The 15,505-nt window shown below is 53.7% G+C and carries 17 protein-coding genes; 7 read left to right on the plus strand and 10 right to left on the minus strand.

All coding sequences use genetic code 11. From position 1 onward, the window contains the following. Window positions 1–5: 5 nt before the first annotated feature. Window positions 6–590, minus strand: a complete 585-nt coding sequence (locus QW71_RS06360; protein WP_039295012.1) for an NAD(P)H-dependent oxidoreductase — start codon at window positions 588–590, stop codon at window positions 6–8. Window positions 591–710: 120 nt separating this feature from the next. Here QW71_RS06360 and QW71_RS06365 point away from each other — a divergent pair, with 120 nt between their 5' ends. Continuing rightward, on the plus strand, window positions 711–1,139 hold the full coding sequence (locus QW71_RS06365; protein WP_039295016.1) for a MarR family winged helix-turn-helix transcriptional regulator: 429 nt from the start codon (window positions 711–713) through the stop codon (window positions 1,137–1,139). Window positions 1,140–1,172: 33 nt separating this feature from the next. Here QW71_RS06365 and QW71_RS06370 read toward each other — a convergent pair whose 3' ends face one another. From QW71_RS06370 to QW71_RS37810, 4 genes are all read right to left on the minus strand, one after another. Next, entirely contained in the window at window positions 1,173–2,591 is a 1,419-nt protein-coding gene (locus tag QW71_RS06370) for a DHA2 family efflux MFS transporter permease subunit (RefSeq protein ID WP_039295019.1), read from the minus strand. A gap of 52 nt (window positions 2,592–2,643) precedes the next feature. Continuing rightward, complete coding sequence (locus QW71_RS06375) at window positions 2,644–3,393, minus strand: ABC transporter permease (RefSeq protein WP_052769916.1); 750 nt, start codon at window positions 3,391–3,393, stop codon at window positions 2,644–2,646. Then, complete coding sequence (locus QW71_RS06380; protein WP_039295022.1) at window positions 3,390–4,316, minus strand: ABC transporter ATP-binding protein; 927 nt, start codon at window positions 4,314–4,316, stop codon at window positions 3,390–3,392. Before QW71_RS06380 ends, QW71_RS06375 begins: the two co-directional genes overlap by 4 nt. A 70-nt stretch (window positions 4,317–4,386) precedes the next feature. Beyond that, window positions 4,387–5,073, minus strand: a complete 687-nt coding sequence (locus tag QW71_RS37810; protein WP_052769917.1) for a TetR/AcrR family transcriptional regulator — start codon at window positions 5,071–5,073, stop codon at window positions 4,387–4,389. A 174-nt stretch (window positions 5,074–5,247) separates the two neighbouring features. Between QW71_RS37810 and QW71_RS06390 the strand changes: the two genes are divergently transcribed. Together QW71_RS06390 and QW71_RS06395 are read left to right on the plus strand one after the other, a co-directional pair. Then, entirely contained in the window at window positions 5,248–6,282 is a 1,035-nt protein-coding gene (locus QW71_RS06390) for a stalk domain-containing protein (protein WP_039295024.1), read from the plus strand. 47 nt (window positions 6,283–6,329) lie between these two features. After that, a complete protein-coding gene (locus QW71_RS06395; RefSeq protein ID WP_039295027.1) occupies window positions 6,330–6,527 on the plus strand; it encodes a hypothetical protein in 198 nt (65 codons plus the stop codon). 24 nt (window positions 6,528–6,551) lie between these two features. Here QW71_RS06395 and QW71_RS06400 read toward each other — a convergent pair whose 3' ends face one another. Then, entirely contained in the window at window positions 6,552–6,893 is a 342-nt protein-coding gene (locus QW71_RS06400; RefSeq protein ID WP_039295098.1) for a zinc ribbon domain-containing protein YjdM, read from the minus strand. Window positions 6,894–7,187: 294 nt separating this feature from the next. On the opposite strand from QW71_RS06400, the gene QW71_RS06405 reads away from it, so the two are divergent. The 3 genes from QW71_RS06405 to QW71_RS06415 all read left to right on the plus strand — a co-directional run bounded on the left by QW71_RS06405 (window position 7,188) and on the right by QW71_RS06415 (window position 9,586). Then, window positions 7,188–7,514, plus strand: a complete 327-nt coding sequence (locus tag QW71_RS06405; RefSeq protein ID WP_160311782.1) for an N-acetyltransferase — start codon at window positions 7,188–7,190, stop codon at window positions 7,512–7,514. A gap of 80 nt (window positions 7,515–7,594) precedes the next feature. Further along, window positions 7,595–8,554 (plus strand): catalase family peroxidase, encoded by a 960-nt coding sequence (locus tag QW71_RS06410; RefSeq protein WP_047013658.1) that lies wholly within the window; start codon window positions 7,595–7,597, stop codon window positions 8,552–8,554. Between the two features lie 144 nt (window positions 8,555–8,698). Further along, entirely contained in the window at window positions 8,699–9,586 is an 888-nt protein-coding gene (locus QW71_RS06415) for a diacylglycerol kinase family protein (protein WP_039295032.1), read from the plus strand. Between the two features lie 12 nt (window positions 9,587–9,598). Here QW71_RS06415 and QW71_RS06420 read toward each other — a convergent pair whose 3' ends face one another. From QW71_RS06420 to QW71_RS06430, 3 genes are all read right to left on the minus strand, one after another. Then, a complete protein-coding gene (locus QW71_RS06420) occupies window positions 9,599–10,480 on the minus strand; it encodes a phosphotransferase family protein (RefSeq protein WP_039295034.1) in 882 nt (293 codons plus the stop codon). Window positions 10,481–10,725: 245 nt separating this feature from the next. Then, window positions 10,726–11,202, minus strand: a complete 477-nt coding sequence (locus QW71_RS06425; RefSeq protein WP_039295037.1) for a DinB family protein — start codon at window positions 11,200–11,202, stop codon at window positions 10,726–10,728. Between the two features lie 110 nt (window positions 11,203–11,312). After that, window positions 11,313–11,858, minus strand: coding sequence for a hypothetical protein (locus tag QW71_RS06430; protein ID WP_039295040.1), 546 nt, complete (start codon window positions 11,856–11,858; stop codon window positions 11,313–11,315). 389 nt (window positions 11,859–12,247) lie between these two features. On the opposite strand from QW71_RS06430, the gene QW71_RS06435 reads away from it, so the two are divergent. Then, window positions 12,248–13,162 (plus strand): phosphatidate cytidylyltransferase, encoded by a 915-nt coding sequence (locus QW71_RS06435; protein WP_039295043.1) that lies wholly within the window; start codon window positions 12,248–12,250, stop codon window positions 13,160–13,162. Window positions 13,163–13,263: 101 nt separating this feature from the next. Here QW71_RS06435 and QW71_RS06440 read toward each other — a convergent pair whose 3' ends face one another. Beyond that, entirely contained in the window at window positions 13,264–15,495 is a 2,232-nt protein-coding gene (locus tag QW71_RS06440; protein WP_039295046.1) for a carbohydrate-binding domain-containing protein, read from the minus strand. Between the last annotated feature and the right edge of the window lie 10 nt (window positions 15,496–15,505).

A 15,505-nucleotide genomic window follows, 5' to 3' on the forward strand; every position in this document is an offset into this window, starting at 1 on the left:
CCGATTCAGCCTACCGTCTTGAAATAGCGGTAAATCTGCTCCAGCTTACGGCTCTGCTTGCCCTTCGGACTCTCCATGCTACCGAACTCGAAGAACTTCACCTTGCGGATGCCCACAAAATTAAACAGGGCTTTGCGCATCAGCGCCTTGTGGGAGTTATTCAGCCACAGCAGCGGATAGTGGGCCGGCCCCTTCATGCTGGAGATGCAGATAACGCTCTTCCCCTTGAGCAGCCCTTCCGGCAGAAGTCCGCCCTTATCGCGGTATGCGAAGCCTGAAGCGAACATGCGGTCAATGTACCCCATCAGCATCGCCGGCGGTCTTCCCCACCAGATCGGATAGACCAGCACAACCTGATCGGCCCACAGCAGCTGTTCCCTGTATTCCTCAAGCTCCGGATCACGGTACATATCGCGTCTGCGTTTATTCTCATTAAACACCAGCACCGGATCAAAGCCGGCCTCATACAAATCAAGCACTTTGACTTCGTTAATCTTCGTATTCTCCTTGCTGCCGCGCAGCACTTCCTGCAGAAAAGCATAGCTGAGACTGCGGTGGTTCGGATGTGTATAAATAACGAGTGTGTTCATCAGTGTATTCCCCTTTAGTTATCATTTGATAACAAAAAGATAGCATAGTTTTAATTTAGTTGTCAAATGATAATTGTTTTTTGATAATTAATTTGGTATGTTTTCCTCTGAGGTGATCTTATGGACAACAACCAGCTGTTCCAGAAATTCGTAGCCTTCAGTGCTGCCGTCCATCAAATAACAAACGATATAACCAAAGATGTGAAATCAGAGGCCTTAACGCCGCTGCAATATAAAATTCTCGAATACATCGCCGTCAGCCAGCCGGTAACACTCAGCGAGGTCAGTGATTGTATGCAGATGTCGATGCCCAATACGAGCCGTGAAGTGAAAAAGCTCAGCGAAAAAGGCGTCTGTACCCGGATCACCGACCCGGATGACCGCCGCAAGCAGGGTATCACGCTCTCTGCCGCAGGCGAAGCGCTGATGAACGAAGCCTTCCAGCAGATCGCCGTCCGGTTCGAGCAGCGTATTGCGGGTATAACGGCTGCAGAACGCAAAGAGATCGAGCAGGCGCTCGATCTCTTGCAGCACAAAGTATTTTATTAAGCCTAGACCATCCTATCCCCATTTCACCATTGGTTATTTCACAGCAACGCCCTTCGCCGGAATCTCAGCGGGGGCTTCCTTGCGTTTGATGAAGAAGGCCAGGATCAGCGCAGCTACCGCGGCTCCTGTCGTTACCATAGAAGCCACATTCATCCCGTGAATTAAGCTGTGGACATCTCCCGTTGGTTTCTGGCCGCCGCCGCTATGAGTCATTATGGTGACCAGCAGCGCTGTTCCGATGGAACCGGCGACGGTCCGCAGCGTGGTGTTCACGGGAATCCCATGCCGGATCAGGGCAGGAGGCAGGGAATTCATCCCGCTGGTGATGACCGGCAGCAAGGTCAGGCTGACGCCGGCCATCCGCAGAGAGTAGCCGACCATCAGGAACGTATAAGTCGTATGCTCTGTCAGATTCGAGAACAGCAAGGCAGAGAGGACCGTCAAGCCAAGTCCGGTGATGACCATCGTCCGGGCACCTATTTTATCGAAGAGCCTGCCGGCTATGGGCGACATAATACAGATGAGAATCGCACCGGGGAGCAGCATGAGACCTGATTTGAGCGCGGTATAACCAAGCATGGTCTGCATGTAGATAGGCAGCAGGAGCTGGGCGCTCAGCATGATGATCATCAGAATCATACTGATCACTGTAGCCATCGTAAAAGCAGGACTGGTGAATACCCGCAGCTCCAGCAGAGGATTCTCCATGGTCAATTGCCGCCAGACGAACAGGCCCAGCGCAATGAACCCGATCGCCAGGGAGATCAGCACCTCCGTGCTTCCCCACCCTCTGCTGCCGGATACACTGAATCCGTATAATACGCCGCCGAAGCCAAGCGAGGATAACGTCATGGATAACGCATCCACCTTGCTTTTCACCTGCGGGGTAACATTCTTAACGAGAAAGACTCCAATGACGGTGATCAGCAGCGAGTATGGAGCCAGAATATAGAACAACAAACGCCAGGAATGATCCTCTACCAGCCAGCCGTTCAATACAGGTCCGATGGCCGGGGCGAAATTAATTGCAAGCCCGATCATCCCCATCGTGAACCCCCGTTTAGCAACCGGGATCAGGATGAAGGTTAACGTCTGCACCAGGGGAAGCATGATGCCCACTCCGACGGCCTGCACGATTCTTCCGGTGAGCAGCAGTCCGAAATTCGGCGAGACCGCACACAGGAGCGTTCCCGCAGTCAGCATACCCATGGCAAAGACGAAGACCTGCTTGGTTGTAAACCTCTGAATCAGAAAAGCCGTAATTGGAACCACAATGCCTGTAACCAGTGCAAAAGCCGTTGTCAGCCATTGGGCAGTACTCGTGGACACCTGGAAATCGCCCATAATGTTCGGCAGTGCTGTATTCAGTGAAGATTGATTCAGCAGCCCGAGCATAGTCCCGATAATTAGAATAGCCATGATTAGTACGGTTCCCTTTGGTATCTTCTCCATTTAGTTTCCCTCCATTGATAAATATTGATAACCTTCTAAAAGTCCGCCTGATCTATGTCTGGTCGGCATAACGCCACCAGGCAAGAGTACCTATTACGCCAAAGCCGCCGGTGAGATACGGAAGCATACGGCTAATCGCCTCCAGATGGGAGCTCTCCTCCCCCGAAGCGCCGCTGAACAATCCGGGAACGGCCCATGGAATATATTCCACAATACCGAGCGCCCCGCCGAACTGGGCAACTACAATGGTCAGCAGAACCACGCCGAGCGGAGTCATATAACCACGGCCGATACAAGCCATCCATGCCACAGGTATGCTCAGGCAGATCACCATTAGACTGACTTCCGCGTAACGGCCGAAGCCATGAAGAATGATCTCCAGGCTCCATCCGTCCAGGCCGACAAGCCCCGCTGTTAAGCAGCCGACGATGAACACCAGCAGCGCCAGCCCCATGCTCAGGACAGCGGCAACGAGCAGCTTGGCGGCGGCCACCCCGTATCTGGACAGCGGCAGGGCCAGCAGATCCTTGAGCGTGCGGTCGGAATATTCCCGGCCGAAGATCCAGCTGAACACAAATCCGAATCCGATGAGGCCCCCCATAGAGATCACAATACCCAGCTCCTTCAGGAGTCCCGCCATATTGATCTCACCCTCGAAGCTGCTCTGGGAGCCAATCGTTCCCGAGAAGACCAGCCCGATCATGACCGGCACCATCATACTGGCGGCAAGCGAGATCCAGAACAGCCTGGAACGGCGAAGCTTCAGCACCTCTACCCCCAAGGCTGATATCCATTGACTCATCCTTTCATTCCTCCTTCAGCCTCAATCATTCTTAGAAAATAAGCCTCCAAGTCCTCTTCCTCCACCTGAATCAGCGTGGGCGGCATATCCGCATACACAAGCAGCTTGGAGATGTGGTCCGGGTTCGCGATAGCACGTTCATCCGCAAGCAGCAGCGTTCCCTCTCCGGCTTCCTGCACAGCATATCCGGCCTGAATCAGCCTCTTCCGGGCACTGGCCGTGTCCCGGGTCTGCACAAGCAGGCGCTTGCGGAGCAGATGCTGCAGCTCCTTCACATCCGCCTCCTGCAGCAGCCGGCCCTGATGCACGATGCCAATCCGCGTCGTCAGCCTGGAGACCTCACCGAGAATATGGCTGGAGATAAAAATCGTTACACCGTGCTGAAGTGCAAGCTCCCGGAGCAGCTCCCGCACCTCCACAATCCCGGCCGGATCAAGCCCGTTCGTCGGCTCATCCAGAATCAGCACCTGAGGATGATGCAGCATGGCCTTGGCGAGTCCCAGCCGCTGCCCGTTGCCGAGGGAGAGCGTCCCCGCCTTGCGGTCCCGGTAAGCGGTAAGCTGAAGCTTATCGATGATGCTGTCAATGGCCTTGCGGTCAGGAATACTCCGCAGCCTGCGGATAATCTCCAGATTCTCGCGGACGGTCAGCTCAGGGTAGGAGTAGGGCGTCTCGACCATGTACCCTACATTCGCCCACAGCTTATGGCTGCCCGCATCCACCCGCTGTCCGAATACATAGGAGGACCCCGAATCAGGGCGGATCATGCCCAGCAGCATGCGGATGGTTGTTGTTTTGCCGGCACCGTTCAGTCCCAGGAAGCCGTAGATTTCGCCCTGGTTCACCTCCAGCGACAGTCCATTCACAGCATGATTGCTGCCAAAATGCTTCGTTAATCGTTCCGTCTGAATCATTGCGGTCATAAACATCACTCCTGCTTCTGATTTAAAACTAACTAGTTGTTTATATTTTGTCCAAAAAAACAGCCGCCTCTTACAGCAAAGACGGCTCCATAACGCCATGGATAATAAATTGCACGATCTGCCGGGTGGTCTGTTCTCTAATCTGCGGCGAGTCCAGGCTGCCGAGCAAATGCTCAAACCTTGCAGACGACTGCAGTGTCATTGTAATCACATTCATAATCAGCATCGGAAAGAGCGCCGGGTCCAGATCCTGACGGAGGATTCCGCTCTTCTGGGCGGCCAGAGCAACTTTATGCATCTGAGGGTCATCGTCCGGACGATAGGTGATCTGATTCCAGGTCTTCCAGTCCTCCGCAGCTTCCCAGAACAGGATTCTCAGGTAGCTCCGGTGCTCCAGAAGGAAGGAGACCGCCTGGCGGGTCGTGGACTCCAAGAAGCTTTTGAATGCCGCAGGGTCCGATGCAAGCTTGTCATCCTTCAGCAATTCGCTGATGAACGAGCCTGTAATCTGTTCGCCAATCTGGTCAGCGCGCTTGACTACTTCCGTATATAGGCCCAGCTTGTCGCCATAGTACTGATAGATCAGGCTTTTGTTATACCCGGATGCCTTCGCAATGGCATCAATGCGTGCCGCTGAATAGCCGAGCTCGGCAAATATCTCCTCGGCTGCATCAAGAATAATCCCTCTGGTCCGTGCAGCATCGTAAATTTTGGGGCTTAGTTTCCTTTCTGCGGATGCTATGGTTGACACCTCCATTTATAACTAACTGGTTAGATTCTATGATGAATTCCTGCAGAAGTCAACTGCAGCTCATTTGGGCCTGGCCCAATCACCTTGACCCGGCCCTCCCTTCCAACAATTGGCACAGAACCATTTCGCCCCGGCAACGTCCAATGTATAGAGTTAAATCTATCCAAAAGGTGATAATCTATGACAACTAGAAGAACTGTACTCCTATCCCTGCTCGGGTTGACCCTGTTAGCCCCAGCCTCTGTCCATGCAGATGCAGCAATTGCGCCCAAGCCCATCTCCATCTATCTGGACGGGCAGCAGCTTCAGCCCGAAGCCCGGCCGCTGAATATCAGCGGTACTGTGCTCGTACCCATGCGTAACCTGTTTGAAGCCCAGGGAGCAGAGCTCTCCTGGAATAATACAAGCAAGACCGTGACGGCAACCAAAGGCGGCACTACCCTGACCTACACCCTAGGTTCGGCCACTGCACGGCTGAACGGGCAGCCGTTTGCCCTGAGCGTACCGGGGCAGCTGTCGCAGGGTTACAGCATGATTCCCCTGCGCTTCGTCAGTGAAGCCCTGGGCAGCACTGTCACCTGGGAAGCAGCCACAGGTTCCGTGTTAATCTCTTCAGCCGCAGCCTACAATACCTCGGTTACTTGGGGGGTTAATCTGCGCAGCTCCCCCGGCTCGGAGAGTGAAGCCACCACCCTGGGTCTGTTGCCCGCAGGCAGCAAAGTCCAGGTTATCCGCGAAGTGAATGCCCTTTGGCTGGAGGTGCGGACGGAAGATCATGTGACCGGATATCTGTCCTCCAAGCCGAAATATACGGATTACAGAAGTGCCTCTCTGCTGCAGAAGCAAGGGGAAGCACTGATTGCCTACGGGAAGAAATATCTGAATGCGCCTTATGTATTCGGGGCTTCACCCGATCAGACCGATACGTTCGACTGCTCGTCTTTTGTGAAACGGGTATTTGCGGACACGCTGTCGGTTGAGCTTCCCCGTGTGTCTTATGACCAGGCGCTGGAAGGCACTGAGGTTGGAGTGGACGAGCTGCGCACGGGAGATCTGCTGTTCTTCAGCGCCCGGGGGCTGGATATAGGACATGTGGCTATCTATGCCGGAAATAATCAAATGCTGCATACCTATTCCAAAGAGCTGGGTGTACATATCGAGGCCTTCGGCAGCCAGTGGAAGAAACGTTTCGTTACCGCCCGCAGAATTTTATAACATCAAGTACGTCCTTACTCCTCTACCAAGGCAGGGCGCTGGAATCCATGCAATGCGTGACACGGTTCCGGCCCGTAGCAATACCCAATGTGCTGAATTATATCGGTAAGCCGGAGAAAAGTCTGAATGATCACCTGCTGTTCTTCCTGCTCCCGGAGCGGAAACAGCAATGGAAATGGAAGCATTGCGGGGCGATAATCCATTATCAGCAAGAAATAAAAGGACCGGAATCTGCTGCCCGCTAGGGTTCAGATACCGGTCCTTCTGTTTTATGCTTTGCGGACAAACTCCGACTTCAGCTTCATCGCACCAAACCCGTCGATTTTGCAGTCGATATCATGGTCGCCTTCCACCAGCCGGATGTTCTTCACCTTAGTGCCTATCTTCAGAACGGATGAGCTGCCTTTTACCTTGAGGTCTTTAATCACCGTTATGGTGTCCCCGTCAGCCAGAACATTCCCGTTCGAATCCTTAACCACCTTCTGGTCCACGTTGCTTGCATTCTCTGTGTCCAAAGACCACTCATGTCCGCATTCCGGGCATACCAGAAGCGCTCCGTCCTCATAGGTGTACACGGAACTGCACTGCGGGCAGTTTGGTAATTCATTCATTATTTCTTTTCTCCATTTCTGCTTAAGCACTTTTTTGGGATAATCCTGCTTAATTTTAGCATATAGCTTGATAGCCAGCGACAATTATATTATCATCTAATTAGATATTTATCTAATAGAAAGCTGGTGGTTATCATCATCCAATTAGAAGCAGTTCCTGATCCCCTATCCCCGGAAAGCCTTCAGATTCAAGCCTCAATCCTTAATTCCCAGCCTGCCTTCAACCTCATGGTGGAGCATAAAGCGTACCTCGAACCGCTGGAAATCCGCGAAGACAACAGGAAGAACCTCGAAATGGGAGAAAAGATGCTGTACATCAAGGCCCACAGCGGGTACGCCGGGCTAATTACCTACCTTCCCGATTATGGACAGGATCATCATCCATGGATCGGGCTTCTGGTTATTCACCAGCAGTATAGCCGGCAGGGTATCGGGAAAACTGCCGTCCATGAGCTGGAGCAGATGTTTAAGCAGCAAGGCTTAAACGCGGTCAGGCTGGCGGTTCAGCTGGAGAATAAGGCCGGGGAAGCATTCTGGACTGCGAACGGCTATGTCCGGATCAGAAGTGCCATGGATAACCACAATAATGAAGTGGATGTCTACGAGAAGCAGTTTAAGTAAAAGGCCGGTGTGGTAATAACTATGATCCAGCTGATGCAGCTTGTCCGGGTACAAATGATCTACGAGGAGTGAGTAGGGGCATGAATACATCTGATCGGATCAGCCATCTTCCCGCAAGCGGGGACGAATATTCCAGCCTGGCCGCTGAGGCCGTAGACGCGATCGAGGATCTGTCCGGGGTTCATCCCGGATACCGCCGCGCGCATGCCAAGGGAATCTGCTGCCGTGCTTTCTTCCGGCCAAGCGGCCTGGGCATGGAATTCACCACCGCCGCACATCTTCAGGAGCAGCAGGTGGACGCAGTGGTCCGTTTCTCGGGCAGCTCCACCGATCCGGCGCTGGCGGACCTTCTCTCGCCCGCCAAGGGTATGGCGGTCCAGTTCAGCCTGCCGGGTGGAGGGATTACCAATCTGGTCGGAGTGACGATACCTGTCTTTTTTGCCCGCACCCCTGAGTCTTTCATAGATATTGTCCGTACGGCCCACCGCGCACAGGCTGGCACACTCGGGACCCTGGAGCTGATCAAGGAGATCACGGTTCACTTCAGCGAGAGCAAGACGAGTCTGCTGGCCGTGAAACGGCTGAAGCCGCCTGCCAGCTACGCAGAGAGTCATTATTACTGCATTCATGCTTATTATTTGGTGAATGCAGAGGGAAGGCAGCAGCCCGTGCGGTTCGAGTGGATTCCCGAGACGGGAGTGCGTACCTTATCGGCTGAGGATGCGGCGCAGCAGCCGGAGCATTATCTGGAGGATGAACTTGAGCTTCGCTTCAAAGATGAGTCGGCCATCTTCCAGCTTGTGGCTGTTCTCGGTGAAGAAGGGGACCCGACGGATGACCCTACCCGTGCCTGGCCTGAGGACCGCCGGAGAATCGATCTCGGCCGGCTGCATATCTCGGAGATCATTCCGGAACCGGAGGGGCTGGTAATGGACCCCACCGCAATCACGTCCGGGATACAGCTGTCGGACGATCCGATTCTTAACTTCCGCAGCGCAGCCTATGCCGATTCTCATCATAGACGAAGTGAAGGAAGATAATCCCGGCCGGAGCTGCGGTGAAGGATGTCCGGATACAAATTAAGCGCCAAAGGGACTTTTTGCTGCCCTTTGGCGCTTTTGATTCAATCGCTAGGCCTGGTTGGGTAATGGATAATAATCCAGACACACAGAGAGGAGTGCAGTATGCAGCAGGCTATGATTATCATCAACCCCGCGTCCGGCAAAGCAGACGCGCGGGACTATATCCGCAGTGCGGAAGAGATTCTGCAAAGCACAGGATATCAGGTTACAATTCATGAAACCGCCGGGGAGGGCGATGCAACTGCGTTCTGCGTGCAGGCATGCAGCGGGGGCTATGATCTGGTGGTGGCCATCGGCGGAGACGGCACCCTTCACGAGACCATGAACGGGCTTGTCGATCAGGAGCACCGCCCTACGCTGGGGATCGTGCCCATGGGAACGGTGAATGACTTCGCCCGTGCCCTGCAGATTCCGCTAAGTCCTGCGGATGCCATCCGGACGCTCTCTTCCACCCGTACGCAAAGAGTCGACATGGGCCGGCTGAACGACCGGCTGTTCGTAAATGTGGTTGCTGCGGGCTCACTGGCCGGCTCACTCTCTTCTGTTACCACCGAAGACAAGACCCGGCTGGGTTTCCTGGCCTATCTGAAAGAAGGCATTAAAGAGCTGGCCAGCAACAGCGCACACGCTCTGACCATTACGCATGACGGGGAGAACTGGGAAGGCTCTTCGCCGCTGTTTATCGCAGCGCTTACGAATTCAGTAGGCGGCTTCGAGAAGCTTGCGCCCGGTGCTGCTGTAGATGACGGGCTGCTTCACTGCTTCATCGTCAAGGATCTTAACCTGCTGAACACCGTTACGGTCAGCATCTCATTGCTGCTCGGCAACCTGAGAAATCATAAAGATGTTATCTATTTCACGGCCAGACAAGTCGCGGTGCACTCTCCCAAGCCGGTGAAGACCAATGTCGATGGTGAAGAAGGCCCGCCGCTCCCAATCCGGCTAAGCACGATTCCGCGTCACATCCGGGTTATTGTGCCGGAGCAGTGACTGGCCAGCCGGTTACGGAAGACTACTCCCGTGCAGATCGCTGAAATCCTCATTCAGCGTCCACTCCAGACGCCGTACCCACTCACGCTGCACCTCTTTGGGAGCAATCCGCAGCCGGTGCAGCACATTCCACACTTTATATAGGCTGGATGCCTTCAACTGCTGCGGTGTGAACGACAGCGGATTCCCGGACAGGTAGCTCTGGATGAAGGCTGCATTCAGCTTCTGGGCTTGCCCGGGGTAATGCAGCTTCGTGAACCAGCAGACCCAGGCCACGTCATTGAGCGGACCGCCCCATTCTGCCCATTCCCAATCCAGCACATGAAGTGTACCTTCCGGTTCACAAAGTATATTATGTACCCCGTAATCCCCATGCGTCAGAACCCAAGGCTGGTCCTGGGCATCGGCAGCCGATAGGAGCTGGAGCGAATACCTGCTCAGGGGACCCGGTACGAATTCTAACCTCTTAATCATCTGACTAAGTGCAGACCTGTTGCTGAGGCGTAGCCCTTGCTCTTGCAGTTGGTACTGCTGCGAATGAATCTGGGAAGCCAGCAGCTGGCCCATTCTGCTGTATATTTGCTCCGCTCTTGCCCAGTCTCCTGCATCAAGAACGGATTGTGCACTTACGCCCGGCATGCAGTCCATCACAAGTATCCGCATCCCGTCCATCTCTGACACATCATGTATGGCCGGTGTATCACAGCTTCCCTGCACCAGCTTCATTGCCTGAATCTCATTGAGCGTGTCTTCGTTGGACAGATTCGTTACTTTGGCTACAAGCGGAGGCTCCGCCCCCGCCATCAGATAGGCGAAATTTGTATACCCTCCTGTAAGCCGCTCCAACCGGCAGGCATATCTTATTTCCAGCGCTCTGATGATATTAGCATTCATGATATGAAATCCCTCTCTTTTTCCTTCAGTAGACAATAATCCAAGAATATCACATGCTCCAGTTTATTACAGATTAAGGCGTTCTGCACAAGCAGCCCGGCAGGCAAATTCAGGTATCAAGTTTCAGCGGAAAATCGTGTGCAACATATACATTCTTATCTTTGCAGCATAAACAGACCCGCAAGTAACCTTACGGGTCTGTTCGGGATGCTTCTTATCGTTCCGGCAGTATTTTCGCAGATTGGTTACTGCTGAAGCGTACCGTACAGCTTGTGTAGCACGACCATTTGGCCGATATGGTAGGCATTATGCGTAGCCGCATTGCTGATAATTTCCCACCAGGCAGCCGGTTCAGGGAATCCTTTCACCTGTTCCTCTAGTCCCTCTTCGGACAACAGGGTCTGCCATTGCAGCAAGACCTGCAGCAGGCTTCCCCGCAGTTCGCTAAATGCCGTACCCTCCGGAACCACAAAGCTGCGGTTGTTATCACCAACCGGAGGGACAGCATCCACCCGCCCCGCCCGGTACCTGCTCTGCCAGGTCTCATTCCAGTACAGCAAATGCCCGGTGAGTTCAGCAATACTGTTCAAGCCCGCTCCGGGCTTCCAGAAAGCTTCTTCCTCTGTAACCGCCTCTACCGCCTGAATGAACGGAAGATGCCAGCTGGGGTCATTGGCATTCGCCAATAATTGATTGGCAAGCACATCCTTGGCATGAACCATACTTCCACTCTCCTTTTCTTACTGAAAATACCACAATCCGGACATCATAAGCCAGGTAGGGTTCAACTATAATTAAAGTCCTCTTCCCTTACCGGGAACGAGGACTTTCTCTACATCCCAGAAGGATGATAATCGCTTAACTTACCGTAATAAACCAGCTCCAGCCGGTCGCTCTGCCGGAAATCATCCGGGGTCACGAGTGCAGGCAGCTTATTCCACAGCTTAATTCCTGAGCGCTCCAGAATCTCGGCAACAAACTGCGAGCAGAAGTAGGAGTTGCTGAATTCAACCGGTTCCTTCAGCGCTATGCCGATGACACCGAGAATATTATAGAGATACTTCTGGCGGCTGCGGATGAAGACATGCAGAACCCGCTTCATTTTCTCCACCTCACGGTCTGTAACCTGAAGCCTGTAGATGACGCACGTTGTACCCGGATACTTGCTGTATGTACCTGTACGGATATCCTCCTTCACGAACCCGCCGTTGAGCGGATTAGCCGGATGCTTCCGCCCGAAGCTGTACAGCTCTGACAGCTCCCGGTTAAACGAGATGGAGGCATGATTATACGGAGCCTTCGTGTAGCCCTGGATCAGCTTCGTAAAAAGCGTACCTGTATTGGTGAGCAGAATATAGACCGAAGAATCAGCTGACATTGCAATTTTCCCCTTATAGTCTGGTGTATAGGCCTTATGTGGCAGTGTTCCGTTAACTCTCTAGAATCCTGCACATAATACAACATTTCCCTCATTAAATCGGCTCAAACTCAAAATTGTTGTACAAAAGGCAGCATTTCGCCTTTTCCAAGCAGCTTAGCAGGACTATTCTTGTATTTCATACAACAATTCTTCCGAGCACCCGGCTATCAATGATTCAGAGTTGTAGGACGTACAACATTGTGTCTAAAGTGCGTACTAAGAAGTCGCCAGACTGCCGGAAACGAATCAGATCAATTGTAAGCTTCAAAATAAGCTGGACACTCTGTTTATTCTAACATAAAATTCCTTTATTGAAATTCCACCCCGAGATAAGTTGGTGATTGCTGATGAACCGCTCGTTATTTACGCTCGTACTTATTTTTGCAGCTTTATCGGTTATACACTTATTGTATCTTGCTGTCAGCAGACTGCAGAAGGACAAGGATTATACCGGAATCGGCTTCCGGATCAAAACCTGGTGGGGCATGGTGTTCATCTTCTGCCTGGCCACCCTGTCCAATTCCGTCGTTTCCCTGCTGTCCCTGATGGTACTGGCCTTCTTCGCGCTCAAAGAATATTTCTCCATGATCCGGACAAGAAAAGCGGACCGCAGACTGTTCCTCTGGGCGTACCTGTCCATTCCGCTGCAATTCTACTGGGTCTATATTGAGTGGTACGGGATGTTCATCGTCTTCATTCCGGTCTATGTGTTCCTGCTGCTGCCGCTTCCGCGGCTGATCAACAAAGGAACGCTGGGCTTCCTGCGCAGTGTCAGCGCTACCCAGTGGGGGCTGATGCTGATGGTCTTCGGGCTGAGCCACCTGGCCTACTTCCAGTTTGCGTCGCCGGAGTATGGGGCCGGTCTTGTCCTGTTTCTGGTCGTGCTGACCCAGCTTAATGATGCCGTTCACTATCTGGCCTCGATCTATTTCGGCAAACACAAAATCGTCCCTACCTCCAACCCCTACCTGACCTGGGAAGGATTCTCCTGCGCGTTCGTTGTAACTACAGCGGTGTCCTATCTGATCTATCCGCACCTCACACCGCTGAATCCGGCCTTCGGGTATCTCTCCGGCATGCTGATCAGCCTCAGCGGCTTCTTCGGCAGCCTGACCGTATCTGTGCTCAAGCGCGATCTGCTGATCGGCGATGATGATAAATTCGCTGCGCTGAAGAAAAGCTACCTCAGCCGCATCGACAGCCTTACCTATACCGCTCCGGTATTCTTCCATGTGATCCGATACTTCTTCGACTTCATGTAGTCGCCCGGCAGACCCGCTGCCGCTCCGGAACGCAAAAAACAGAGACTATCCGCCAATGGATAGTCTCTGTTGCCCTGTCAGGCTACAAATGCTCAGCCTGCTTACTTAGTGCTTGCTGCTGCATCCGCAGGAGCTGTTGTGCCTGCATCCGCTGGCTTCGTGGTTCCGGCATCCGCAGGAGCTGTTGTGCCCGCATCCGCTGGCTTGGTGGTTCCTGCATCGGCGGGCTTCGTGGTGCCGGCGTCAGCTGGCGGTGTACCGCCTTGGCCGCCTTGACCGTTGCCTCTGCCGCCAGGGCCGCCCATGCCGCTTGGGGCAGTGGTTATACCCGATTCATTGACCCAGGTTACACTGCTGGTGATATCAAAGGTCACGAATTCGGTACCGCCGCTGTAGTCTCCACCCGTATACAATCCGTCTACGACTGTTCCGGTAGAGCTGCCTCCGGTATAGACAGTGTATGAGCCTTCTTTCAGCTCAGGGGAGCTCACAACTACCGTCTGGAAGCTCTTCGATGGAGTGAAGGTCAGGATCGTATTGCCGTCAGCGTCTTCCAGATGAACCATAGTACCGGCTTGCTGAGTTTCTGTGAAGCTCATGCCTACCGAATACTGGCTGGAGTCTTCACCAGGTGCCTGCGCCATACCGGAGGCACCTGCTGCTACCAGATATCCGCCCGTCATATTGAAGGTTCCATCGTAATCCAGTGCGCCGTTGCCCGAATTCTCAGGTCCATTCACAATTGCGGTTCCGCCTGTCATCGTAATCGACCCGTTCGAATCCAGACCGTCGCCTGCTGCATCCACGCTCAGGGTTCCGCCGCTGATGGTCAGCAGGTTGCTTCCGGTGCCGGTAGTGAATTGATCTTGTGCTTGCGTTCCTTGGGCAGCAGCATTATTATCGTTGCCTCCGGCCACATTCACGCCGTCATCAGTCGCGACTGCATGAATCTCACCGCCGGATACGGTAATGTTTCCTCCTTCAATCCCTTCATAGCTCTTCGTAATGTTGATCGTTCCGCCGGACAGGGAGGTCAGGGAATCGGCATGGATACCGTCATCGCCTGCGGCAATCCTGAATTGTCCATCCGTGATGGAGACATTGCTGTTACTGTGCACTGCGTCATCTGCGGAATCAATCGTGAAGGTCCCGCCGTTCACGGTGAGGTCTCCGCCTGCTTTCAACGCCTTGGCGCTGGTCGATTCAGTCTCCGTGGTGGTAGTGGCATCTGTGCTGGTAGTAGCATCGGTGCTGGCAGTTGCAGCCTGGTCTGTTGTTGCCGCTGTATCCATAGCCGGCGGAGTTCCTCCTGCTGCTGCCTGATCCCCAGAAGTCTCTGTTCCCGGACGTTGACCGCCGAAGCCGCCGCCCATGCCCATTCCGCCTTCGCCAGCCTTCACTTCCGCATTTACACTGCCGCCGCCGGTTACCAGGGAGTAGGTGCCGCCGTCAATCACAGCCGCCGTCTCGGCCTGAATGCCGTCATTGCCTGCGGTAATATCAAAGGTTCCTGCTGCAATGGCGATGAAGCCTTTGTCCGCAGCTTCGTCGCTGGTCGATTTGATGCCATCGCCCTCTGCATTAATGGTAATATTACCGTCCTGTACGGCGATCAGGTCTTTGCCGACGATGCCATCATCTGCTGCCTTCACTTCAATCGTGCCGGACATGATCTTCAGATCGTCTTTGCTTGAAATGCCATCGTTGTAGTTACCGGTTACCGTCAGCTTGCCGGTACCGTTAATGGTCAGATCGGCCTTGCTGAAAATGGCAGCGCTCGGTTCATCGGTAGCCGCATCTGCGAACACATAAGCCGCTCCGTCAGTCACGCTATTCTCTGTGCCTTCCTGCAGGGTAATCACTACTTTACCCGCTTCCTTAATATAGATAGGGGCACTGTCGCTGTCCGTCAGCTGTACACCGTTCATTACCAGCCGTACGTTTCCCTTCGCCTGCTCGTCTACAATAATCTGCCCGTCACTGAGCGTGCCGCTGAGTACATAAGTCCCTGCTTCCGTAATCGTTACTGTTCCGTCCGCAGCTGCGGCACCGGCGCCGTTGACAGCAGCGCCCGTTCCGGCTAGGGTAATCGCGGTCGAATCCGCCTCCGTCCAGGCCGTCTCAGAATCGTCTTCATCAAAAGCTACCAGATCCGTCAGCTTCACACTTGCCAGCTGTACTGCGGCAGACGCACTGCTCTGCTCTGCCGTCACTGCTGTATCTGCGTTGTTACTTGCAGTATTTTGCGTAGCGGCGTTTGCGCTGCAAGCCGACATGACTGCGGCACATAACAGCACCAGTCCTATTTTACTGCCTAAGATTAAGTTCTTCATCTGTCATCTT

Source organism: Paenibacillus sp. IHB B 3415 (genome assembly GCF_000802655.2).
GTDB classification, from domain to species: domain Bacteria; phylum Bacillota; class Bacilli; order Paenibacillales; family Paenibacillaceae; genus Paenibacillus_AQ; species Paenibacillus_AQ phytohabitans.